The organism is Microcystis sp. BLCC-F210 (assembly GCF_042134685.1).
In the GTDB taxonomy this organism is placed as follows: domain Bacteria; phylum Cyanobacteriota; class Cyanobacteriia; order Cyanobacteriales; family Microcystaceae; genus Microcystis; species Microcystis aeruginosa_D.
This window is the reverse complement of the sequence record NZ_CP169647.1, coordinates 603,852-625,215: the sequence shown is the minus strand read 5'-3', so window position 1 is coordinate 625,215 and position 21,364 is coordinate 603,852. Positions and strand designations below refer to the sequence as shown.

17 protein-coding genes and 1 pseudogene are annotated in these 21,364 nt (G+C 42.1%); 10 read left to right on the top strand and 8 right to left on the bottom strand.

Annotation, left to right across the window (positions count from 1 at the left end):
• Nucleotides 1-387: 387 nt before the first annotated feature.
• The gene (locus ACE3JL_RS03105; RefSeq protein ID WP_375329577.1) at nucleotides 388-1,602 is read right to left on the bottom strand and encodes an RNA-guided endonuclease InsQ/TnpB family protein; all 1,215 of its coding nucleotides are present in this window, start codon (nucleotides 1,600-1,602) and stop codon (nucleotides 388-390) included.
• A 90-nt stretch (nucleotides 1,603-1,692) separates the two neighbouring features.
• On the opposite strand from ACE3JL_RS03105, the gene dnaN reads away from it, so the two are divergent.
• The 4 genes and pseudogenes from dnaN to ACE3JL_RS03085 all read left to right on the top strand — a co-directional run bounded on the left by dnaN (nucleotide 1,693) and on the right by ACE3JL_RS03085 (nucleotide 4,774).
• Nucleotides 1,693-2,841 carry a DNA polymerase III subunit beta gene (gene dnaN / locus ACE3JL_RS03100; protein WP_375328821.1) on the top strand — a complete coding sequence of 383 codons (1,149 nt, stop codon included), beginning with the start codon at nucleotides 1,693-1,695 and terminating at the stop codon, nucleotides 2,839-2,841.
• 345 nt (nucleotides 2,842-3,186) lie between these two features.
• A pseudogene (locus ACE3JL_RS03095) lies at nucleotides 3,187-3,411 on the top strand (transposase family protein); the annotation flags it as partial.
• A 209-nt stretch (nucleotides 3,412-3,620) separates the two neighbouring features.
• Complete coding sequence (locus tag ACE3JL_RS03090; protein ID WP_271989216.1) at nucleotides 3,621-4,316, top strand: response regulator transcription factor; 696 nt, start codon at nucleotides 3,621-3,623, stop codon at nucleotides 4,314-4,316.
• Nucleotides 4,317-4,444: 128 nt separating this feature from the next.
• The gene (locus ACE3JL_RS03085) at nucleotides 4,445-4,774 is read left to right on the top strand and encodes an NAD(P)H-quinone oxidoreductase subunit M (protein WP_002738864.1); all 330 of its coding nucleotides are present in this window, start codon (nucleotides 4,445-4,447) and stop codon (nucleotides 4,772-4,774) included.
• A 319-nt stretch (nucleotides 4,775-5,093) separates the two neighbouring features.
• Here the strand turns inward: ACE3JL_RS03085 and ACE3JL_RS03080 are convergent, their stop codons facing one another.
• From ACE3JL_RS03080 to purD, 4 genes are all read right to left on the bottom strand, one after another.
• A complete protein-coding gene (locus tag ACE3JL_RS03080; RefSeq protein WP_271989218.1) occupies nucleotides 5,094-6,047 on the bottom strand; it encodes a branched-chain amino acid ABC transporter permease in 954 nt (317 codons plus the stop codon).
• A 364-nt stretch (nucleotides 6,048-6,411) separates the two neighbouring features.
• Nucleotides 6,412-7,968: a lysostaphin resistance A-like protein gene (locus tag ACE3JL_RS03075; protein WP_375328820.1), complete on the bottom strand. Its 1,557-nt coding sequence runs from the start codon at nucleotides 7,966-7,968 to the stop codon at nucleotides 6,412-6,414.
• A 215-nt stretch (nucleotides 7,969-8,183) separates the two neighbouring features.
• A complete protein-coding gene (locus tag ACE3JL_RS03070) occupies nucleotides 8,184-9,410 on the bottom strand; it encodes a glycosyltransferase family 4 protein (protein WP_271989220.1) in 1,227 nt (408 codons plus the stop codon).
• Between the two features lie 210 nt (nucleotides 9,411-9,620).
• A complete protein-coding gene (gene purD, locus ACE3JL_RS03065; RefSeq protein WP_271989222.1) occupies nucleotides 9,621-10,886 on the bottom strand; it encodes a phosphoribosylamine--glycine ligase in 1,266 nt (421 codons plus the stop codon).
• 697 nt (nucleotides 10,887-11,583) lie between these two features.
• Here purD and murF point away from each other — a divergent pair.
• From murF to ACE3JL_RS03050, 3 genes are all read left to right on the top strand, one after another.
• On the top strand, nucleotides 11,584-12,936 hold the full coding sequence (gene murF / locus ACE3JL_RS03060; RefSeq protein ID WP_271993118.1) for a UDP-N-acetylmuramoyl-tripeptide--D-alanyl-D-alanine ligase: 1,353 nt from the start codon (nucleotides 11,584-11,586) through the stop codon (nucleotides 12,934-12,936).
• Nucleotides 12,937-13,099: 163 nt separating this feature from the next.
• Nucleotides 13,100-13,384, top strand: coding sequence for a hypothetical protein (locus ACE3JL_RS03055; protein ID WP_375328819.1), 285 nt, complete (start codon nucleotides 13,100-13,102; stop codon nucleotides 13,382-13,384).
• 63 nt (nucleotides 13,385-13,447) lie between these two features.
• Nucleotides 13,448-14,281, top strand: coding sequence for a M48 family metallopeptidase (locus ACE3JL_RS03050; RefSeq protein WP_375328818.1), 834 nt, complete (start codon nucleotides 13,448-13,450; stop codon nucleotides 14,279-14,281).
• Between the two features lie 122 nt (nucleotides 14,282-14,403).
• Here ACE3JL_RS03050 and ACE3JL_RS03045 read toward each other — a convergent pair whose 3' ends face one another.
• Both ACE3JL_RS03045 and ACE3JL_RS03040 read right to left on the bottom strand, forming a co-directional pair.
• Entirely contained in the window at nucleotides 14,404-15,261 is an 858-nt protein-coding gene (locus tag ACE3JL_RS03045; protein ID WP_271993115.1) for a glycosyltransferase, read from the bottom strand.
• A gap of 64 nt (nucleotides 15,262-15,325) precedes the next feature.
• Nucleotides 15,326-16,930, bottom strand: a complete 1,605-nt coding sequence (locus tag ACE3JL_RS03040) for a hypothetical protein (RefSeq protein ID WP_375328817.1) — start codon at nucleotides 16,928-16,930, stop codon at nucleotides 15,326-15,328.
• 240 nt (nucleotides 16,931-17,170) lie between these two features.
• Between ACE3JL_RS03040 and ACE3JL_RS03035 the strand changes: the two genes are divergently transcribed.
• Together ACE3JL_RS03035 and ACE3JL_RS03030 are read left to right on the top strand one after the other, a co-directional pair.
• A complete protein-coding gene (locus ACE3JL_RS03035) occupies nucleotides 17,171-18,823 on the top strand; it encodes a hypothetical protein (RefSeq protein WP_375329576.1) in 1,653 nt (550 codons plus the stop codon).
• A gap of 2 nt (nucleotides 18,824-18,825) precedes the next feature.
• The gene (locus ACE3JL_RS03030; RefSeq protein WP_375329575.1) at nucleotides 18,826-19,791 is read left to right on the top strand and encodes a glycosyltransferase family 2 protein; all 966 of its coding nucleotides are present in this window, start codon (nucleotides 18,826-18,828) and stop codon (nucleotides 19,789-19,791) included.
• 44 nt (nucleotides 19,792-19,835) lie between these two features.
• On the opposite strand, the gene ACE3JL_RS03025 is transcribed toward ACE3JL_RS03030, so the two are convergent.
• Nucleotides 19,836-20,201 carry a DUF1815 family protein gene (locus ACE3JL_RS03025; RefSeq protein WP_271989676.1) on the bottom strand — a complete coding sequence of 122 codons (366 nt, stop codon included), beginning with the start codon at nucleotides 20,199-20,201 and terminating at the stop codon, nucleotides 19,836-19,838.
• Between the two features lie 443 nt (nucleotides 20,202-20,644).
• On the opposite strand from ACE3JL_RS03025, the gene rpe reads away from it, so the two are divergent.
• Nucleotides 20,645-21,352: a ribulose-phosphate 3-epimerase gene (gene rpe / locus ACE3JL_RS03020; RefSeq protein ID WP_002736739.1), complete on the top strand. Its 708-nt coding sequence runs from the start codon at nucleotides 20,645-20,647 to the stop codon at nucleotides 21,350-21,352.
• Nucleotides 21,353-21,364 lie beyond the last annotated feature (12 nt).

Here is a 21,364-nt window from a genome sequence, read left to right as displayed (position 1 = left end):
TTAACTTCCTGCTGCTTGTTCCATTTTAAAGATCACCAGCCTACATTTTACGCAATTTTTTCCCTAAGAAAGATGCTGGTCGGCTCAAGTCTCGCTATTGTTAACTTGTAGCTTGATGGTCAACAACTTATGTGATTGGCTGAGAAAGGGTAAAAATTTCACTGTTGACAATTTTTCCACAATCTTTTCAGAATTGCTCAAAAAAACCTAGCAATGGGCGAAGTTATTGCTATTGATAGATTTTAGCCCGGAAAGAGCGATCGAAAAAAGCTCCGGTTTTCCACAGATTTTCCACAGGGGAATTCTTGCTATTATTTCTTAGCGTACAAAAAAACTATTCCTGCTTTGACATCCTCACCGCCGTAAACGGACGGTGATTCCCAAACCTCACGATTTGGGTTTCTGCTTCTTTCCCGTTCGGCTGACGCTCACGGCGGAAGCCTTGCGGGGTTCCGCACCTGCCTTAACAGATTTACTCTGTTCTGGTCTTATGGTCGCTCTACAGACTGACACCGCAAGCCCTGCGGCCAAAATGTTTTTACTAGCGTTAATATCTCGGTCATGGTGAGTCCCACAGTCTGGACAATCCCATTCTCGAATATTTAACGGCATTTTCTCAGCAATATACCCGCAATTACTACACCTTTTAGAGCTAGGAAACCATCTATCTATTTCGATGTAGTTTCTCCCATACCAACGGCATTTATAGGCTAATTGTCGGGTTATTTCTCCCCAACTAACGTCAGATATTGCCTGAGATAATTTCGGGTTTTTGACCATATTCTTGACAGCTAAATTCTCAACCACAATCGTTTGGTTTTCACGAACTAATTGAGTGGTTAGCTTGTGTAAATGGTCTTGTCTGCTATCGGTGATTTGAGCGTGAATCCTTGCTACTTTGATTCTTGCTTTTTCCCGATTCTTTGACCCTTTCTGTTTTCTAGAAAGGCTTTTTTGTGCCTTTCGCAGTTTCCGATAATGCTTTTTAAAGTGCTTAGGATTAGATACTTTATCGCCATTGCTGGTAATCACGAGGCTACTAATTCCTAAGTCAATTCCAATGGCTTTATCTGTTACTGGTAAAGGCTTAATCGTTGGGTCATCAAATCTAATTGAAATATGCCAGCGTCCAGAAGGATGTAATCTGACTGTTACTGTACTTGGTTCACAGCTTTCTGGTATTTGTCTTGACCATCGAATAGGTAAAGGTTCTGTGCATTTAGCTAAATAGATTTGTCTGTCTTTAAATTTAAAAGCAGATTTGGTAAATTCGGCACTTCCTCCCTGATGTTTTTTCTTAAAGTTAGGATACTTAGTACGACCAGCAAAGAAGTTAGTAAAAGCTGTTTGTAAATGTCTTAACCCTTGTTGTAAAGGTACACAGCTAACTTCGTTTAAAAACTCTAATTCTTCTTGTTTTTTCCAATCGGTCAACATTGAAGAAGTTTGAGCGTAGCCTACTCTTTCTTGTCTTTCATACCATGCTTGTGTTCGTTCGTGGAGAGCTTTGTTGTAAACTAATCTTACACAGCCCAATGTGCGCCGCAATAGCGACTCTTGTTCTGGTGTGGGGTAAAATCGGTAAGAATAGGCTTTTTCCATATCTCGCATTCTAGCATATATCGTGTAAATGCGCTAATATTTAACAGTAAAGCCGTCGTAGAACGACGGGGTTTCAGACCCAAATTTTCGATGAAATTTACCAGTAGTCAAAGCGAACTCAACAGCAATTTATCCCTAGTTAGTCGGGCCGTTGCCAGTCGTCCTACCCATCCGGTTTTGGGGAATGTTCTCTTTTGTGCCGATGAGGAAAAGGGCGAAATTAGCCTGACTGCCTTTGATTTGAGTTTAGGGATTCGCACCAGTTTTCGGGCTGAGGTGGTGGAAGGGGGTAAGATTACCCTGCCAGCAAAATTGCTTAACGATATTGTCTCTCGTTTAGGAGAGGGGGAAATCACCATCTCTGTAGAAGAAAACGAGAATGATGAGGAGCATAGTCTCGCTTTCCTGAAAACTGCCTCGGCACAGTTCCAAATTCGCGGCATGAAAGCCGATGAGTTCCCAGAATTGCCCACGGTGGCCGATGGAGAAATTGTTAATTTACCTATAGTTGCCTTGACAGAGGGACTAAAAGGTGCTTTGTTTGCCGCTAGTGGCGATGAAACTAAACAGGTGTTGACGGGGGTACATTTAACTAAAACCGTCGATTGTCTAGAATTTGCCGCTACAGACGGTCATCGTTTAGCGGTGGTACAAACTCCCCTAGAGGAGGTAGAAAGTGCCTCTGGTGGCTTTAATGTCACCATTCCGGCCCGGGCCTTGCGAGAATTGGAAAGAATGATGGCAGCAAAGCAAAATATCGAGACTATTACTCTGCACGTGGATGATTCTCAAGTCATCTTTGAAATGGGGGAACAGAGGTTAACCAGTCGTAAGTTAGAAGGGGCCTATCCCACTTATAATCAGTTAATTCCTAAATCCTTCGAGCGTTCTTTGGTTTTAGACCGCAAACAGTTAATCCGTTGTTTGGAATTAGTGGCGGTTTTATCGGACCAAAAGAATAATTTAGTTAAGTTTAGTCTCGATAGCGAAAATGACCGTTTATCCCTAGCGGTGGAATCTCCTGATTTAGGTAGCGCTAAAGAGTCCATGGCGGCGGAAATTCAGGGAGAAAGTGGCGATATTGCCTTTAATGTGAAGTATTTAATGGACGGTTTGAAGGCTTTACCCAATAATGATATCCAAATGCAGTTAAATGCTAGTACCCAACCGGTTATTTTTACCCCCTTGGGAGGTTTAAAGATGACCTATTTGGTGATGCCGGTACAAATTCGTCAGTAATTCTGACTTAATCGGAACCGTGGGATCTGTTTTTAACCTATCCCATTTTTGATTGTAAGTAGCTGGTTATAATTAAATTGAAGATAGATTTTGGGTTCGATCCCCCCTTAATCTCCCCTTCATAAGGGGGGTGTCTGAAAGTTTTTAACACCTCCCTACCTTATGGCTCTTCGGTAATTGTTATGCAAATAATTAACTTAAAATAAAATTCGATGAGAGTACCTACGCTTAAAAATAGCTGAAATTTATATAGGAAAAGACTTGAGGCATAAACTGGTTAATACCAAAAGATAGACAATTGAGTTAAAATTTGATATAATAGCCAAAAACCAGAGTATTTTACTTATGATATTTGAGAAATTTTTGAACCTAGAAGGAACCTCTATTTAAGGCTATCGACACCTAGAAAATATCGGTATAGTTTGACCAGTGGAATCGAAAAATCAAAAAGCAATCTGTCCTCTCTGTCCTTGTTGTGGGTTAGAGAGCGATAAACTAAACCAAAATCATCGACATTTAGTCAAAGATTTACCAATCTCAGGACAACCAGTGTACCTACAAGTTAATCGTCCTTGTTATTTCGGGTATTTCAACCTGATTTCATGCCTAAACGTTTCGCACGCATCTTTCCGATTGTGATCTGACAACACCTGAAAACCCGCACCCGGTTGTAAGGCAAATTCCGCGTATTGGCTGGTATTGACGGTACTAGTTGCATTCCATCTCCTGATAGCTGATAAGATAGGATTCGGACAATATTTGATCGCTGCGAGAAATTCATGGACACACCTGCGAAAGTTTTGTTAGTGGATGACGAACCGGGGGTTCGTGAATCTGTGCAAGCATATCTACAGTACGGGGATGACTTCGAGGTAAAAACTGCTAGTAATGCTAACGAGGCCTGGGATTTACTCACTCAAGAAATTCCGGAATTAGTTATCTCTGATATTATGATGCCGCAGGTGGATGGCTATCAGTTCCTCAAGAAATTGCGCGAAGATGCTCGTTTTCAGACAATTCCCGTGGTTTTTCTCACTGCAAGGGGGATGACAAGCGATCGCATTCAGGGTTATAATGCTGGTTGTGACGCTTATCTATCCAAGCCCTTCGATCCCGAAGAATTAGAAGCATTAATCAAGTCTTTAATCGAGCGCCGTCGTCAATCCCTGCAAGCCACCAGCGAAAACGCTAGATTAGACGAAATTGCCCGAGATATCCGGGAATTAAAACAGCAGGTGGGACAACAGAACACTTTTACTACTACTCCCTCCCCGATTAAAATTGACCTTACCCCCCGGGAACAAAGTGTTTTGGATTTAGTAGCGGAGGGATTGATGAATAAAGAAATTGCCAGTCGTCTAGAAACCAGCGTCAGAAACGTAGAAAAGTACGTCAGTCGCTTATTTAGTAAGACTGGTACTAACAGTCGCACTGAATTGGTGCGTTTTGCCCTAAAACACGGTTTAACCAGTTAACATCTGAACTTCCCTGTTGACAAAAGGCCATAACCTGTGCTGTGGGAGTAATTAGGGTTTGCTGAAAAAGATTGCCGCAAATCATGGCAAAATCTTAGACATAGCGTCTAACTTACCCTAAAGATTCCATGCTGTTAAAATCCACGACTCGTCATATTCGCATTTATACGGCTGAAGTAAAAAATAATCAATTAATCGAGAGTAACAATGTCTTGACTCTTGATGTGGATCCCGATAATGAATTTAATTGGGAAGAAGTGGCTCTCAATAAGGTTTATAGTAAGTTTGATGAATTGGTAGAATCCTACAATGGGGAAGAACTAAGCGAATATAATCTCCGTCGCATCGGTTCAGATCTAGAACATTTTATCCGTTCTCTTCTGCAAAAAGGGGAAATTAGCTATAATCTCAACGCCAGAGTACAGAACTATAGTATGGGTTTACCGAAATTAGGATAAACGATCCCGCATCAGTCCCCATCTGAACTCTTAGGAGTGAGGAATTTACCTTGCGGCAATGAGGAGTTTCACCCCTTGCGGGTGAACGAAGAATTGTCTGGCACTCCTTGGGAGTGCCAGAACAAGGGAGCGAGGGAAATAATCCATAGGTAAAAACCCAATCCCTGCTCTCCTATTCCTTTTAAACAGGATTTAGAATAAATCCCTAAGAAGAACTGCTCAGCTTTAGGTGGAATATCCAAAGCTTTTAGAGGTTGATATTTTTCTTTCTTTGCTGTTGCACTATCGAGGCACAGCAATCCACTGAATTCTGCTGTAATTAGGAATTAACTTGACTAAGAGAGGAACGTCTTTTAAAAGGCATTATTTTTTTGATTAATTCAGGTGTAATTAAACCTTGGGGATAAAAAATAGTTCCCAAAACAATTAAAATTCCAAAAATAATCAAACGACCATCGCGGAAGAAACTCCCTAACCAAATTGGTAAACCATTCACACCACCAAGGGCGCGTAAAACTTCGGGCAAAGCAGTTAAAATAACGCCTCCCACCACCGGACCAATAAAAGTTCTTGAACCACCAATTAAAACGAAAGCCAAGAAAATAATACTAGAATCAAAAGTTCCTTGACGGGAATTCCAAGTATTGAGAAAATGGGCGCTTACCGTTCCCACAACTGCCGCTAAAACTGCCCCGAAAGTGAAGGATAAAACCTTGTGATAGGTGGGATTAATTCCCATGGCTGCAGCTGCCAATTCATCGGCACGAATGGCATTAAATGCCCGACCAATTTTGATGTTTTCTAACCGATAGAGAAACAGCATAGTGAGTAATAAGAGGGGCAAAGCCAGCCAAAGGTAGGATAATTGATTGGTAAAAGGTTGGGGAATGGCGAAAATACCGACCGCACCGCCCGTTATCTCCAGATTAAGGGCAATAATTCTCAAAATTTCTACCCAAGCAATCGTGGCAATAGCTAAATAAATACCTCGCAAACGGAGAACAGGAATACCTAAAACTATGGCTAATATTCCCGAAATAATGGCAGCAATTAACATTTCTAAAAAGACCAAAATAAGGGGATAATTGCTGCTGGTATTTGTAAAAACTTTCGTGGAAAGAATGGCTGCTACATAACCTCCTAAAGCGTAAAAACCGGGGGTTGCTAAGGATAATTGACCAGCCATTAAGGGCAGATAAATTGAAATACCTAAGATGGCTCCAAATATCATTGAAACAATTAAAAAACCATAGGTGTTAAAAAAATCAGCCATATTTTCAGTGGGTGGTTATTGGGTGCTTAAGTTAGTGGAATCGATTAGCTAATTTTATCACCGTTCTTTTTCCTCTCATTCTCAGATAATTCTCGAAGGTACTTATTGGTTAGTTAACTCCGAAAACCAGTTCTTCAGATTCCTCTGGCTGAATTTTGCGATCAAATCGGCTCTCTTAGGTTTGGTGGGCAAAATGTATTCTAAGATACAGTCCTGCTGGCGAGCGAGTCAAAGAAACCACAAAGACACAAAGGACACAAAGGACACAAAGATTGAGCGATCATATAGTAAGTTAAACTTATCACACAGAACCTAGAAGAGCCAAAAATCCTATAAGCTGAGGACATCATCGATTTTACCTCACCTAACCCGCACCGCTGCCCAATAAAAATAAACTTAACAGGGTGCCACCATTCCAGAGACTATGAACCAACATCGAGGATAATAAATTTTTCGAGCGGGTGTAAACAAAGCCAAGAACACAACCTAGGACGGTTAAAGGCAGCACTTCTGACAAATTTTGGTGAGCAAGGGCGAAAATCAAACTACTAAGAGCAATTGCACCCCAGACGGGTAGATAACGAGTCAAAGAAGCTAGTAAAAAGCCGCGAAAGACAATTTCCTCGAAAAAAGGAGCGGCAAGGGAAGCAGTAAAGGCAAAACAGACTAAAGCGAAGGTATTCTGGGATTCTAGGGCTAAAGTCAGCAGCGGGTTACTACCCCCTTGTCCTTGCCAAATTAGTTGATTGAGCAAAGAAACGATAATAACCAGGGGTAAAGCGACAAAATAGCCGGCTAATCCCCAGAGCAGCCAAGGACTAAAGAGATTAAAACGAAACCAATCGGAAGGTAAAGGGCGAAAAGGCTTAATTGCTAGATATAAAACCGATAAACTGCTCACTGTTAAGGCTAAATAACTAACTACAACGTATATTGCTTTAGCTTCTAGGTTAAATTTTTCGGGATTGAGACTCAAGAAACTCGATAAAATCCCGAAAATTACTGGTAAAACAATTTGTCCGACGAAAAAGAAACCGATAATTATTCCCCACCAGAGGGTTTCTCCTCCCCAGTTAGTTTGCCAAGCGAGACTATCATCTAAAAAGAGCAGCGATCGCTGTTTGCGAAGAAGCCACTGCACTAATAAAAAGATCAAAAGCACAAAACCGATTAAACCGCCGATAAGAGGCAAAAAAGCCAGTATAATCAGTTTAATTAACGCATTAGCCGCCACTTCACTTTGTTCTTCTTCTAAAGCGAGTAAATCCTCTTGAAGATTTTCGAGACTATATAATTTTTCGAGAATGGTATAACGAAACCATCCTTGAAAATTGCCCTCGATTCTCGCTTCAGCATCGGTAGCAATTTCGGGGGGTTCACTGTACAATCCCTCTAACAGCAGCGCATTTTGTAAAATAGCAGGTTGATAGTTCTCAAATGCTGATTTTTCCTTGATGTTTTGCCAGATTTGCCGTGCTGAATCCAAGTCACCTTGACTAGCTTGAATAAGACTTAATTTCAGTTCTAAATTCTTTAGGGAATTGATGTCCCGCTCAAGGGATTTTTTTTGTTCGGGATTAACTGCTGATTTTTCTATTTGGGTGATTGTTTGTTTGGCACTTTTCTGGGCGGATAAATACTGCTCTTCGGCGGTGCTATAGGGATCTTCACCAATCAGGGAAGTTTGAATTAATTTAAGATTAGCAAATTCCTCGCTATTAGGATCAGCATCGCTGCTGAGAGTCGTAGCTTGTAGATTGAGATTGGTTTGATATAGTTGAATATTTGATTGGATTTGGGGCTGATTAACACTAGAAATTAAAGCTGTAACCACTGGAGTTAAAGCAATAATTGTTAAGAAAAAAGCGATCGCTTGTTTGAGACTTTGCCAGGGAAGTTTTTTTGAAAAATTATCAAACATGAAAATAGTTAAGTGGGAGTTAGGGGTTAGATGGTGGGGTTTTAGGGTTTTAGGGGTTTAGTTGAAATTACCCTATTCCCTATAGGATAGGTATTAAAAATTGTCAGATACTCCCCTTATCAAGGGGGGATTAAGATTGTCAGATACTCCCCTTATCAAGGGGGGATTAAGGGGGGATCTATCTTCAATTTAATTATAACTACTTACCCTAATTATTAACTAACTACTTGAGAAAAAAGATTTTCGTATTGATCCAAAGTTTTTTCAAAAGCATAGTTTTCTTCCGCATATTGTCGTCCTTTTTCTCCTAGCATAGTTGCTAAATCTGGGTTTTTGTATAGCTTTAAAATGGCTGTAGCTAATGCCTCCGGATCTTCAGGATTAACCACCAAACCACCACCACTACACTCGATCGCCCTAGCAGCAGTTCCATCGGCGGGAACAGAAGCAATAATAGCACGACCACTAGCTAATAATAACTGAATTTTGGACGGCATATTAAAGGAAATAACGTTATATTTTTGCATCACCATACCCACATCAGCGGCTGCTAACATTTCTGGTAATTTTTCCCGGGGTTGAAAGGGTAATAAAAGCACATTACTGGCCCCCTGTTGTTGGCGATACTTTTCTAGGCGATCAAGTGCTTCTTTTTTACCAACAATTACCACTTTAATCTCAGGAATATTAACTAATTGAACTGCGGCATCGATCAGGATTTCTAAGGGTTGAGTTAGGGCAATATTGCCAGAATATAAAACAACAAACTTGCCCTCAAGATTATTTTCTTGGCGGAAATAATTATGGTTTTTCGGCAAAGGTTTAATAAAGCTGACATCGACCCAATTAGGAATCTCAATAATTTTCTGACTCGGCACATTTTTAGTGAGAAGATTTTTGGTAAAACCATCGGCAATAACCGAGATTTTGCTGGCAGTTTTGTAGGCAAATTTTTCGAGACTACTAAAAACCTGAATCATTTTCTGATTAGTTAATAATCCCACATGAACTGCCGCATCGGGCAGAATATCCTGTAAGTTTAGAATAATCGGCACTCCATATAATTTACTCAATAAAGCTGCGGGAACGCAAAGGGGTAATCCGGGGACAGTTAAGAAAATTAGATCGGGTTTTTCGCCTTTGAGAGCCTGAAAGAAACTCAAAAAAACAAAGCTCAACTCAAAGAAAATTCGATTTTTTAAACTTCTTTGGGGACGGGCCCAAACGTAGGAACGTTGAATTTTAACACCATTTCGTTCTTCTTCCAGATAGATTTTTCCTCGGTATTCGGGATCGATTTCACTATTAGGATACCAAGGAAAAGCGGTTAAAACCCTGACTTGATGACCTCTTTTAACCAATCCTTCCGCCAATTCTGTCATCAGGGGAGCGATGCCGATCGGTTCGGGATAATAGTTATAAGAATAGAGCAAAATTCGCATAGGGATGGCAATTTGGTTAGGGGATTCAGTTTCATGATTTTATCAATAGTTACTGTTTTTTTGACAAATCAGATGCGCTTTTGTCGGGGATTCCCCTAGAAAGAGGTGAGGATTAGCGGTGAGAGATGCGAAAAAAAGGGGCAATTGGCTGCTAAATTAATCCTCAAAACCCCTAACTATTCCCCCTTACCCCAGCCTCAATACTGACCCTTATTTTTCCCTTACCCGGTGGCCGATATCACGACGATAATAGATGCCCTGAAAGTGTATCCTGTTCACCGATTGATAGGCAAGTTCGATCGCCTGATTAAAATTCGACCCCATAGCCGTGACACCCAAAACCCGGCCGCCATCGGTGAAGATATCGCCGTGTTTTAAAACCGTGCCAGCGTGGAAAACGATCGCTCCCGCGGTTTCAGCGGCCTCAATTCCAGTGATTAACTGGCCTTTTTCGTAGTGGTCGGGATAACCAGCAGACGCAGCCACCACACAAACGGCACTACCGGAGCGCCATTGTAAAGAGGGGAAATCAGTTAACTTTTGTTGAGCGCAGGCCAGCAGCAGCGGTGCCAAGGGAGTTTCCAGTAGGGGTAAAACCGCTTGGGTTTCGGGATCACCAAAACGACAGTTAAATTCGAGAACTTTTGGCTCTCCGGCGGGGGAAATCATTAAACCCGCGTAGAGGACTCCTCGATAGTCAATGCCGCGTTTTTGCAGGGTGGCGACGATGGGGGCGAGGATGTCACGGTCCACCGCTTCCATAATGGCGGCGGTGGCTATGGGTGCGGGAGCATAAACTCCCATACCGCCGGTATTTTTGCCAGTATCGCCTTCACCGATGCGCTTGTGATCTTGGGCGGGTAGTAGGGAACGAAAACTGATCCCATCGGTGAGGGTGAGGATGGACACTTCTTCCCCTTCTAGGAATTCCTCCACCACGACTTTAGTAAAGCCACTGGTAAAAAGATCATCGATCGCTTCTAGGGCCCTATCTACGGTTTCGGCGACAATTACCCCTTTTCCTGCGGCTAATCCGTCGGCTTTCACCACGATGGGCGCTCCTTGCTCTCGGATATAAGTTTTTGCTAATTCTGCATTGGTAAAGGTTTCGGAAGTGGCGGTGATAACTCCAGCTTCGCTCATTAATTCTTTGGCCCAGGATTTGCTCGATTCAATTAGGGACCCGGTTTGTGTGGGGCCAAAAACGGCAATTTCTTGGCCGAGAAGATAATCGGTAATACCGAGGGAGAGGGGATATTCTGGCCCGACAACCACCAAATCGACGCTATTTTCCTGGGCAAAACGACCAATTTCGGCAAAATCCTCCATCGATAGCGGGATGTTTTCACATTGAGGTAAAATTGCCGTTCCCCCATTACCCGGAATGCAGAACACTTGTTCTACTAGAGGCGATTGTAGGAGTTTCCAAGCTAGAGCGTGTTCTCGACCACCACTGCCGATAACGATAATTTTCACGGATAAACGCAGCCTAAATGACGATGGTTTAATTATCCCCTAGCTCCGGGACCCCATTGGCTAGAAGTTGAGATTACTTAACTTTTTAATCCTCGCTCCCCACCTGTTGAGCAAAACCCTTGCTCTAGTCCTACGGAGGTGATTAGATAAGGGATTTGCGTAGGAATAATATCCCAGCCAGAAAATCGCTCTGTAGAAGAACCAGACCAGCCAGATGGCACATTATCAAAGCGCAAGTCCCTAACACCTCGAAGGCTCTCCCCCTACTTAGGGTGATCAGCAAACCTGAGCGATCGGAGGGCGCAAGCATTGCGCCCCTACAGTAACGGATTTTGTCCACAATGTAGGGGCGAACTGCGTTCGCCCAAAAGGTACATTATCAAAGCGCAAGTCCCTAACTGCTGTAAAGGATTCAATTGTGATTAGATAGTAGATGCGCCCTTCTTAGGATGTCTCTATTTTGGGTCATTCTACTGAATTGAGTTGGCTCTCTCGGACATTGGCTGAAAAATATTCACAATATTAGATTATGGGCGCAAGCAGTTCGATCAACTAACTGACCACGTTGCGCCCCTACATGGTACTAGATGTGATTGGGAGAGCCAATAAAAATCGATTTTATCTGATCTAAGTCCCCGTTCAACCTCAATCTATCTTCTAGATTATTGGGAATTTACTCTAAGTATTTTTATTGTCTATGCCCTGTCATTTATCCCTCAATCAACTAGCTCAATTATTGTCCTTACAAAATAAGGCTGACATAAGTTTTATACCTGACAGTTTAGTATCTGGTATTAATACCGATAGCCGCAGTATTGAGTCAGGACAAGCATTTTTAGCCTTAAAAGGTGATAATTTTAATGGTCATGATTTTATCGATATGGCTATCGAAAGAGGAGCGGCGGCCTTGATTGTCGATCAGCCAGTTTTGGTAAATTTTTCTAAAAATATTCCCGTATTTTTAGTTAAAAATACCCTAGAAACCTATCAGCAATTAGCCCACTGGTGGCGGAATCAATTTACTATACCCGTGATTGCTATTACGGGATCGGTGGGAAAAACCACCACTAAAGAATTAATCGCCTCCGTATTAGCAACCCAGGGAAAGGTACATAAAACCTTGGCTAATTATAACAATGAGATCGGAGTGCCGAAAACTCTCCTCGAACTGGATGAAACCCACGATAGTGCTGTAATCGAGATGGGAATGCGGGGACGGGGAGAAATTGCCCTGCTCGCTCAAATCGCCCAACCGACCATCGCAGTGATTACTAATGTGGGAACCGCTCATATCGGTCGTTTAGGGTCGGAATCGGCGATCGCAGAGTCCAAATGCGAGTTATTGGCCGAGTCTCCTTTTAGTAGTATAGCTGTTCTTAACTACGATCATCCTTTACTTACCGAAACAGCTAAACAGGTATGGCAGGGAGAAACACTTACCTATGGCTTCTCTGGCGGCGACATAGTCGGGGAATTACTGGATTTAACTACTTTACGAGTCAATGGACTAGATTTTAACTTACCTTTATCCGGTCGTCATCACGCTTTAAATTTTATGGCAGCCTTGGCTGTAGCAAAAATTTTAGGCATCGATTGGACTTCTTTGCAACAGGGAATTAAGGTTAATTTACCCAGTGGTCGGGCCAAACGTTACCAATTAGCTCCCGATATCCTACTCCTCGACGAAACCTATAACGCAGGTCTAGAATCAATGTTAGCGGCCTTGGATTTGCTGAAAGCTACCCCCGGTCAGCGTCACATTGCTGTTTTAGGCACGATGAAGGAGTTAGGGTCTTTTTCGGAGCAATTACATCGCCAAGTCGGTGAGAGAGTGCAAAAACTAGGCATAGATCGCTTGTTTGTCTTGATAAACGACCCAGAAGCTAAGTTTATTGCTGAGTCCGCTACTGGTGTCGATTGTGAATGTTTTCAAACTCACGCAGATTTAATTAATCGTTTAAGGGAAGTGATCGATTTAGGCGATCGCATTTTATGCAAAGCTTCCCATTCCGTCGGTTTAAATCGGGTGGTGGAGGAGTTAATTCAGTGATAGGCTGCCCACACATTTCAATATTAACCAAGAATCTTAATGATATTTTAAGATTCTTTAAAAGACCGTCCCTATCGCAGATGAACGTAATATTCTATAGGGGAGCGAGTATAGATTCTTATTCCCGTTCGATCGCCCCCTAATTCTCTGGAGATCAGCACCCATGCTTACTTTGCTCCGTTCCCTGCTATTTTCCACCCTATTAAGTTTTGTTGCACCTGTCCTCTTGGTGGGTTCTATTTTAACTGCTTTATTCGCCACCAGTCATGTCCCGGGCTTTACTTGGGTTTCTCAGACTGTTTTTAGCCAAATTCTGCAATTTTTAACCGTTTTCGGAGACGGTTATCCCCTACAAGGAATGTTAACCATCGCTGTCACCTTTGCTTTTGTTGGCAGTTTATTCGATTTATTTAACTTTTATGTCTATCAAACCAATCGGGGACAGTAGCAGACAGAGGGTGTTAGGGACTGTCTAGAATAGGAATGAGGTTTTTATGCGATCGAATCGTTTATGCGCCCTATTTTCTACCGTTTTTGGCTACTAACAATCATTTCTGGGCTGCTCACCCTGAGTATCGGGATTGTCTATCCCCCACCCAGTTTCGGGCGCTCGTGGATGGATTTACTTTTTCGCGGTGTGCAGGTGATTCAACTCACCACTATTTCTCCTCAGCAGGAAGTCGCTCTCGGTAGGCAGATTAATCAGGGTTTGTTAGAATCAGGTAAGATAAAACTGTCCAAAGATGCCAAAATTAACCAATATGTCCAAGAAATTGGGCAGCGATTAGCGGCAACAAGCGATCGCCCTGATCTTCCCTACACTTTTCAAGTGGTGCGCGACAATAGTATTAACGCCTTCGCAACTATGGGCGGATTTGTCTATTTACACACGGGATTGATTAAAACTGCTGATAATGAGGCGGAATTAGCCAGCGTTATTGCCCATGAAATCGGCCATATCGTCGGTCGTCATTCTATCACCCAATTACGCAATACTGCCCTCGCCCAAGGACTTCTCAGCGCGGCGGGATTAGACACAAAAACTTGGGTACAATTGGGAGTCAATCTCACCTATAATCTGCCCAATAGTCGCAAAGATGAATTAGAAGCGGACCGACTGGGTTTAAATAATCTAGCTGAGGCTGGTTATGCACCCACGGCAATGATCTCCTTTATGGGAAAATTAGCACAACAGGGGGGTTCTATCCCCGCAATTCTCAGCACCCATCCCGCTACAGGCGATCGCATTTTGGCACTGCAAAAACAGCTTAATTCGGTTAATAACAAGCAGAATCAAGGTTTAGACGAGAATTATTACCAATTGCAGATTCGTTCTCTTCAGTAATCTGAGAGATAAAATTACAGCTCACCATCACCACTACTCCCCCGCTCCCCGCTCTCCTATAGCTTTTACATAGGATTTAGTAAGAATAATACCTGCTGTCTGAAGCGGCAAAAATAAGAGTTTCAACCTAGACGCAGTTTAGTGATAATTCTTTGACAATAGAGTTTAATTCCCTGTAATTTGGCTAGGGAGAATTTGGGTTTAATGGGAAGAATGAGTAAAGACATAAAACTCATCCGCAGCAAGCGATAAACAAGGATAGTTAAAGTCGTATGTTTTTCGAGACTGAGAAGATAACTATAGATATTATGAGTTAGTCTTAGATAACCATAGCGACGGGTGATAGAAGATGGTTCATGAATGATTTTAATCTGATTGGTAACAACAACTAAATAGCCTTGGTTTGCGTATCTTCGGGAAAAATCAAAGTCTTCGTAGTAGAGAAAGTAATCGGGATCAAAATGGGGACAAGTGGACAAATTAGAGAAGTTAATTAATAAACTGCATCCCGTCACCCAGTCGGGAATAAGATAGGGTTTATCTCCATAGTCTAAGGATTCCTCTACCACGTTAATTGTGCCGATTTTAGCATTAAATTTTCCCCAACCAAACCAGATTTTACCATCTGGTTCGTAAATTTCTGTACCAGCGATGACAACTTCGGGATATTGCTGAAAAAATTTGCTTGCTTTCTCCAGAGAGTCTGGTAATAAGTAAGCGTCGGGATTAACTAACCAAACGATAGCTTCTCTGTCTTGTTGATAGATCCAATCAAGTCCTAGATTACATCCTTTACCAAATCCTAAATTTTCCCCCGCTTCCATAATCTTGACTCTTTCCGCTGCTAAAGATTGGATATTTTTATCTTCAGGGGAATTGTTAACAATGATAAGAGTAGCAGATAAGTTATCGTTGAGGGAAGCGATTAAACGCTTAATTAATTCCCCGCAATTATAGTTAACCGTCAATAGATAAATCATTAGAGATAAAAGGTAGGAGTCACTAGCAATTAACAATGGTTAGAGAATAGCTTTTCCGTGCTAATTACTTTTTTTGAAGACGACAGAGATGATACTTTTCAATTTTACTGGGAAAGGGTTGACAATTTTGGAAGTCAATAACCAGATTTTCCTTCGCTAAATCCTCCCCTAGCTCTGGAGATTTGCTATTAAAGTCAGTCATCAGAATATAGAGATTACCCACTGTGGTTTCTGCGATAAACTTTTCAGCATTTTTTCGCATTAAAGTTCCCTCACTGACTCCCATATTCCCTCGCAATCGCACAAAACGAGTCGAAGCGGGAAAATGGGGAACTAGATAACCCGTTCCTTCATCTCCCCACATAACAATCGTGGAATTTTCGTAGGATTTTAATGCTTGACTATCGATACCAAAGTAATTATCTGACCATCCTATTCTCCACCAGTCCAAGGGTTTGACTGTAGGGGCAATTAAGGCAAAAATAGCGATCGAGATTATAAAAACTGTCCTTTTACGAGGATAAATATAGGCAATGATCAGGATGATTAAAACTGGAGTAATTAACTCTAGAACCATCAAGTAACGATAGATAGAAAAACCCTTTAACCAGATCAGATAGGCACTACAATAAAAAGGTAATAAAAATCTGAGAATAGATAAATGAACTAAATTATTTTTTTGATCCAGAGAACGGCGAGAGGTGTACTGATAAATAATCACTCCCAGAAGAATGACAATTAAAATATAGGCAACAGCAAAACGAATCTCTTTAAATTTTACCTCAGCTACTAGGGTTTGTTCCTGCACAAAATAAAAGGGATAAAATAACCATTGCCAAATGTCTCTAGGCAAAAACCGGGTATCTTGTAGATTAAAATCCGTTTCGATGTAGGGAGATTGAAAAATTTTGTTGAAAAAGGGAAAAAGGGGATTAGCAAAATTAGTCCACATCAGGATTATCCAATAACCCATCGTCAGGGAAAATCCCACAGTCATAGAGAGAATTAAAGTTAGAAGATTACGCAGCTTTTCCTTGATGGTATTGGTTAAGAAACTAATCGCCACGATTAAACTGATACTATACATTGCCGTGGTCAATTTTAGTCCTGTTGCTAGTCCTAAAAGCAATCCTGCGAAAATTATAGTTTTCAGCTTCACTGGTTGATTACGACCAAGACAAGCAATAATTAAAAATAATCCTGCCAAAACAAAAACACTGCTGGTACTATCTCCAATACTGGTTCCCAATTCGGAAATATAGGCTGCACCAAAAATACTGGTAATCGCTGCCGCTATGCTTAAAGTTATCTTGTATCTTTCGGAAACTTTATCTAGGGAATGATAGGTAATTAGGTGAACTAACCATTGATTTAACCCGTGAAATCCTCCCATTAAAAACCCAACGGCAATCGCAGGCAGTTTTAGATAATAAATAGCGACGAAAAAAGGAACATCCATCAAAGGATTAAAGAAAGTTTGTATCTGTGCTGGGAGGACATCATACTTAAAACGTCCCGTTAATAACATATAGGGATTATAGAAATGATAATTGCGTAAATCCCAACTAACGTCTTGACCTAAAATAACCGAGATAATTCCTAGTGCGATAAAATAAACTACTGCCCAGAAGAGGGGATGAGTCAGGTTGAACCGTTTTAATAATGTCATAACTTAATCAATAGTTCTGGTGAAGTTGACGAGAAAAATAACCCGTTTTTGTGCCATTAGACTAATTACTAGTTCTGGAACGAGTCGGCCTTTTAGCTGATAGCTTTTTACTTGATATACCATGTTTGGCTAACAAATACAAACGGAAACTTTTAACTCCCAAAAACGTCCTTAGGCGAGTTGACCAAATTTTGATATACTAAGGTGATAAAATTGCCCACCATACTGACTCGATCGCCAATGAAGTCTAGAAAAGGGTTAATCTCAGTCAAGCAAGCTTATCTAAAAATTCTATCGGTTATCCTAGTTCTGGCGATAATTGGTTTATCGGTAGTCAGAAACTATGGTATCACTTGGGACGAACCGATCGAAGTGGATATGGTCAGTCATAATCTCGAATATATCCGAGAAAACAAGCCCATATCAGAAATGTCGCGTCATTACGGCTTTTATTTTAACTACATCTCCCAGCTCATCTACGAGAGCAAAGAAAAATTTTTCCCCGCTATTGCCAATCTTCCCCCCAATCCCACTGATAAGGATAAATGGCTATCGAGGATCTGGCAAATAACCCGGGTTAAGCACGTTGTCACCTTTCTTTTTTCCCTGATTACCTATCTATCGGTGGTGGGAATCGTCGCTATCCTAGCAGGAATCGAATCCGCTTGGTTAGGTGCGCTAATTTTAGCCCTATTTCCCGCTTTTTGGGGTCATACCTTCTTTAATCCCAAAGATATTCCCTTTGCAGCCATGTTTACCCTCGGAACCTTCACTGGTTCCCTATTGCTGAATAAATATTTTCAGTCTGAAAATAAGGCTATTAGACTAGGATTTAACCGTTTAACCGTTTATTCTTGCCTCTACGGGATTCTTGCTGGTTTAATCACCGGAATTCGCATCGGTGGCTTTTTCATCCTCTTTTATCTCATTTTTGCTCATCTAGTGGCCCGTTGGGATATCAAAACCCTCCCCAAAACCGTCTGGCGTTTTCTGCCCCTATACGCAGTTATTATACTTTTTTGGGCAATAACCACCTATATTGTCCATCCTGCCGCTTGGAGAAACCCGATTACTTGGTTTATCGAAGCGATAACCCTCATGTCAAAGTATAACATCTGGGATAATACAGTTCTCTTTGACGGTCAAAATATCCCCGGTCGTTCCCTACCTTGGTACTATCTACCCCGGCTATTTTCCCTCACCACCCCCGTCCTCCTGCAAATCGCCGCCTTGGTCGGTGTAATTTGGATTTTGACAAAAATAACCAAATTAACGCCAACCCAGCGTGCTTGCGCCATAATCACCCTACTGCAAGCGTTTTTACTGCCCACCGTTGCTATACTGAGTCAATCTACTCTCTACGACGGCATCCGTCACTTTTTATTTGTCATTCCCGCCCTAGCAGCGATCGCATCTACGACCATTATTTGGACATATCATAAACTCAAGCGAAAGTCAATAAAAATCTTTCTAACGACCCTGCTAATCCTCAACTTTAGCGTCATTGTCTATGACATGATTAGCCTGCATCCCTACGAATACACCTACTATAATCGCGCCTACGGAGGCTTAAAAGCAGCCCAAGGTCAACAGGAAACCGATTACTGGGGATTAAGTCTCAAGGAGGGGATGGAATGGCTTAATCAAAATGCCGCCGCTAACTCTACCATTGTCGTTAGCGGTCCGATGTTTGCAGCGGAAATGGTAGAGAATCATCAACGAAACCTGACAATGATCTATCGAGATGACTTTGCTTGGGGAAAAGCTCCCGACCCCGATTATTACATGGGTTTATCCCGATACGATTATTTCCAAGCATTCCCCCATTGTCCCATTGTTCATGCTGTTAAACGCCAGGACACCCCCCTAACCATCATTAAACGTTGTCGTTAGCCATAATCGAAATGACTACTATTCCGCCGATTTCCTTGCCAAACTACCGTATAGTTGCGATTATTCCCTGTTACAACGAAGAACTAACAATCGCTAAAGTGGTCTCGCAATTTCAAACTTTTTTGCCAGAAGCAACAATTTATGTCTATAACAACCGCTCTACCGATGATACCGTGACGGAGGCCCTGAAAGCGGGGGCGATCGTGCGTCAGGAAATCCAACCGGGAAAAGGCAACGTTGTCCGGCGGATGTTTGCCGATATCGAAGCGGATATCTATATTCTCATCGATGGTGATGATACCTACGAAATTGCGGCAGTACGTCGCTTAATTGAACGAATGCTGCAGGAACAATTGGATATGGTCGTCGGTGCGCGTCGGGAAGCGGTAAAATCCTCCCAGGCTTATCGTCCAGGTCATCGCGCTGGCAATCTATTTTTAACGGGATTCGTTAAATTTCTGTTTGGAGCGCGTTTAATCGATATGCTCTCTGGTTATCGTGTCTTTTCCCGTCGTTTCGTCAAATCTTTTCCCGCTTTGTCCAATGGTTTCGAGATTGAAACCGAGTTAACTATCCACGCTTTAGAATTAAAAATTCCCTTCGCTGAAGAACCAACCCTCTACGGGGAACGTCCCGAAGGTTCCCAAAGTAAGTTAAAAACCTTTCAAGATGGCTGGCGGGTATTGGGAACCGCTATCCTACTTTTTAAAGAAATTCGTCCTTTTCTCTTTTTTAGCCTTGTCTCGCTGATTTTGGCGGTTATTTCCCTTCTCTTAGCGATCCCCGTCCTGTTTGAATACCTCGAAACCGGCTTAGTACCACGTTTTCCCACCGCCATTTTATCGGCCTCGATCATGCTTTTAGCCTTTTTAAGTTTGACCTCTGGCATGATCCTCGATTCCGTCTCTCGGGGACGAAAAGAGATGAAACGAATGGCCTATCTAGCCAATAGTTGGCTGAAAGATTAGGGAAAAAAGTTCGCTAAACATACAGGTCTAGGTAACATCTGGGGTTAAACTGTCTGGAAACGTTGCAGCACGGTGGAGGGTTTTTTGTCAACAAATTCCGCCGGCGGAATTTGATATTTAATCAGATTAGATAATTCCTGTAGTTGGCTGATGGCTTCTGCACCTTCGAGTTTCATTAACTCTCGATCGTCGCGCATTTCTGTCCAGGTGATGCCGTAATCGGACACGAGAAACCGAATTAGATGGGTTTCCCCCAATCCCACCATAAAAGATGCGCTATTCAGTTGACCGCCACAGGTGTAGCAAGATGCTAGATAACCTTGATTTTCTAAGGCGATCGCTAAAGCCTGTAAATCCAAGACTAAGTCTTTGACCAATTGGCGATGCTGTTCTGCAAGTCGTTTAAACACAATGTTCCTCCTGATAACACTCCTCAACTATAAAACCTTAACACTTTTTTAAGATTCTTTCCTGAGAAAATAAGGTATGGGGACTAGGTTTTCTTACGTATGTTAGGTAACAAAATGTAAAGAACCTGAGACCTAGGGTAGCGTAAATTCCCGAAATCGCCAAGTGTATGTAAGTACAAAGCCACCAGTTTATCCATCTTTCCACCCCCTCGATCCCAACTATTCCCATCATGCCTAATTTTTAAAGTTTATGATCCGGTTTCGACAAAAAAGTTCGTAAATCTAGGTAGGTGGGGTGTGGGGTGTAGGGTGTAGGGTGTTTTCTCAGTGAACTGATAACTGATAACTGATAACTGATAACTGATAACTGATAACTGATCACTGATCACTGATTGCTGATAAGATTGTTACGAAAATATAAACACGAAATTCTATAGTTAGCCATGACCCAAAACGGAAGCTCGAAGTCGATCGTTGTCTCTCCCTCGATCCTATCGGCGGATTTTAGTAAATTAGGAGCCGATATCGAGGCTGTGGATAAGGCAGGAGCCGATTGGATTCACGTTGATGTGATGGATGGTCGTTTTGTCCCGAATATCACCATTGGACCCCTGATTGTCTCCGCTATTCGTCCCTATACGAAAAAACCTTTAGATGTGCATTTAATGATCGTGGAACCAGAAAAATATGTGGCTGACTTTGCGAAAGCGGGTGCTGACATTATTTCTGTTCACGCTGAACATAATGCTTCTCCCCACCTCCATCGTACTCTTTGCCAAATCCGCGAACTCGGTAAACAAGCGGGTGTGGTATTAAATCCCTCCACTCCCTTAGATTTAATCGAATATGTGCTGCATTTGTGCGATTTGGTCCTAATTATGAGCGTTAACCCCGGTTTTGGTGGCCAGAGTTTTATCCCGGAAGTGGTCCCCAAAATCCGTCAATTACGCCAAATCTGCGATGAAAAAGGCTTGGATCCCTGGATTGAAGTGGATGGCGGCTTAAAACCGGCTAATACTTGGCAAGTTCTCGAAGCGGGTGCTAATGCGATCGTAGCAGGTTCGGCGGTATTTAATGCCCCTGATTACGCAGCAGCGATCGAAGGTATCCGTAACAGCAAACGTCCCCAACCTCAATTAGCCACCGTTTAATTGCCGCAGGGG

Coding starts and splice junctions, on each gene's coding strand:
- ACE3JL_RS03080 (WP_271989218.1), bottom strand. CDS start 6,047: ATGGCTGATTTTTTTAACACCTATGGTTTTTTAATTGTTTCAATGATA.
- ACE3JL_RS03105 (WP_375329577.1), bottom strand. CDS start 1,602: ATGGAAAAAGCCTATTCTTACCGATTTTACCCCACACCAGAACAAGAG.
- ACE3JL_RS03085 (WP_002738864.1), top strand. CDS start 4,445: ATGCTGTTAAAATCCACGACTCGTCATATTCGCATTTATACGGCTGAA.
- ACE3JL_RS03045 (WP_271993115.1), bottom strand. CDS start 15,261: ATGATTTATCTATTGACGGTTAACTATAATTGCGGGGAATTAATTAAG.
- ACE3JL_RS03035 (WP_375329576.1), top strand. CDS start 17,171: ATGAAGTCTAGAAAAGGGTTAATCTCAGTCAAGCAAGCTTATCTAAAA.
- ACE3JL_RS03050 (WP_375328818.1), top strand. CDS start 13,448: ATGCGCCCTATTTTCTACCGTTTTTGGCTACTAACAATCATTTCTGGG.
- murF (WP_271993118.1), top strand. CDS start 11,584: ATGCCCTGTCATTTATCCCTCAATCAACTAGCTCAATTATTGTCCTTA.
- dnaN (WP_375328821.1), top strand. CDS start 1,693: ATGAAATTTACCAGTAGTCAAAGCGAACTCAACAGCAATTTATCCCTA.
- ACE3JL_RS03070 (WP_271989220.1), bottom strand. CDS start 9,410: ATGCGAATTTTGCTCTATTCTTATAACTATTATCCCGAACCGATCGGC.
- rpe (WP_002736739.1), top strand. CDS start 20,645: ATGACCCAAAACGGAAGCTCGAAGTCGATCGTTGTCTCTCCCTCGATC.
- ACE3JL_RS03090 (WP_271989216.1), top strand. CDS start 3,621: ATGGACACACCTGCGAAAGTTTTGTTAGTGGATGACGAACCGGGGGTT.
- ACE3JL_RS03040 (WP_375328817.1), bottom strand. CDS start 16,930: ATGACATTATTAAAACGGTTCAACCTGACTCATCCCCTCTTCTGGGCA.
- ACE3JL_RS03075 (WP_375328820.1), bottom strand. CDS start 7,968: ATGTTTGATAATTTTTCAAAAAAACTTCCCTGGCAAAGTCTCAAACAA.
- ACE3JL_RS03055 (WP_375328819.1), top strand. CDS start 13,100: ATGCTTACTTTGCTCCGTTCCCTGCTATTTTCCACCCTATTAAGTTTT.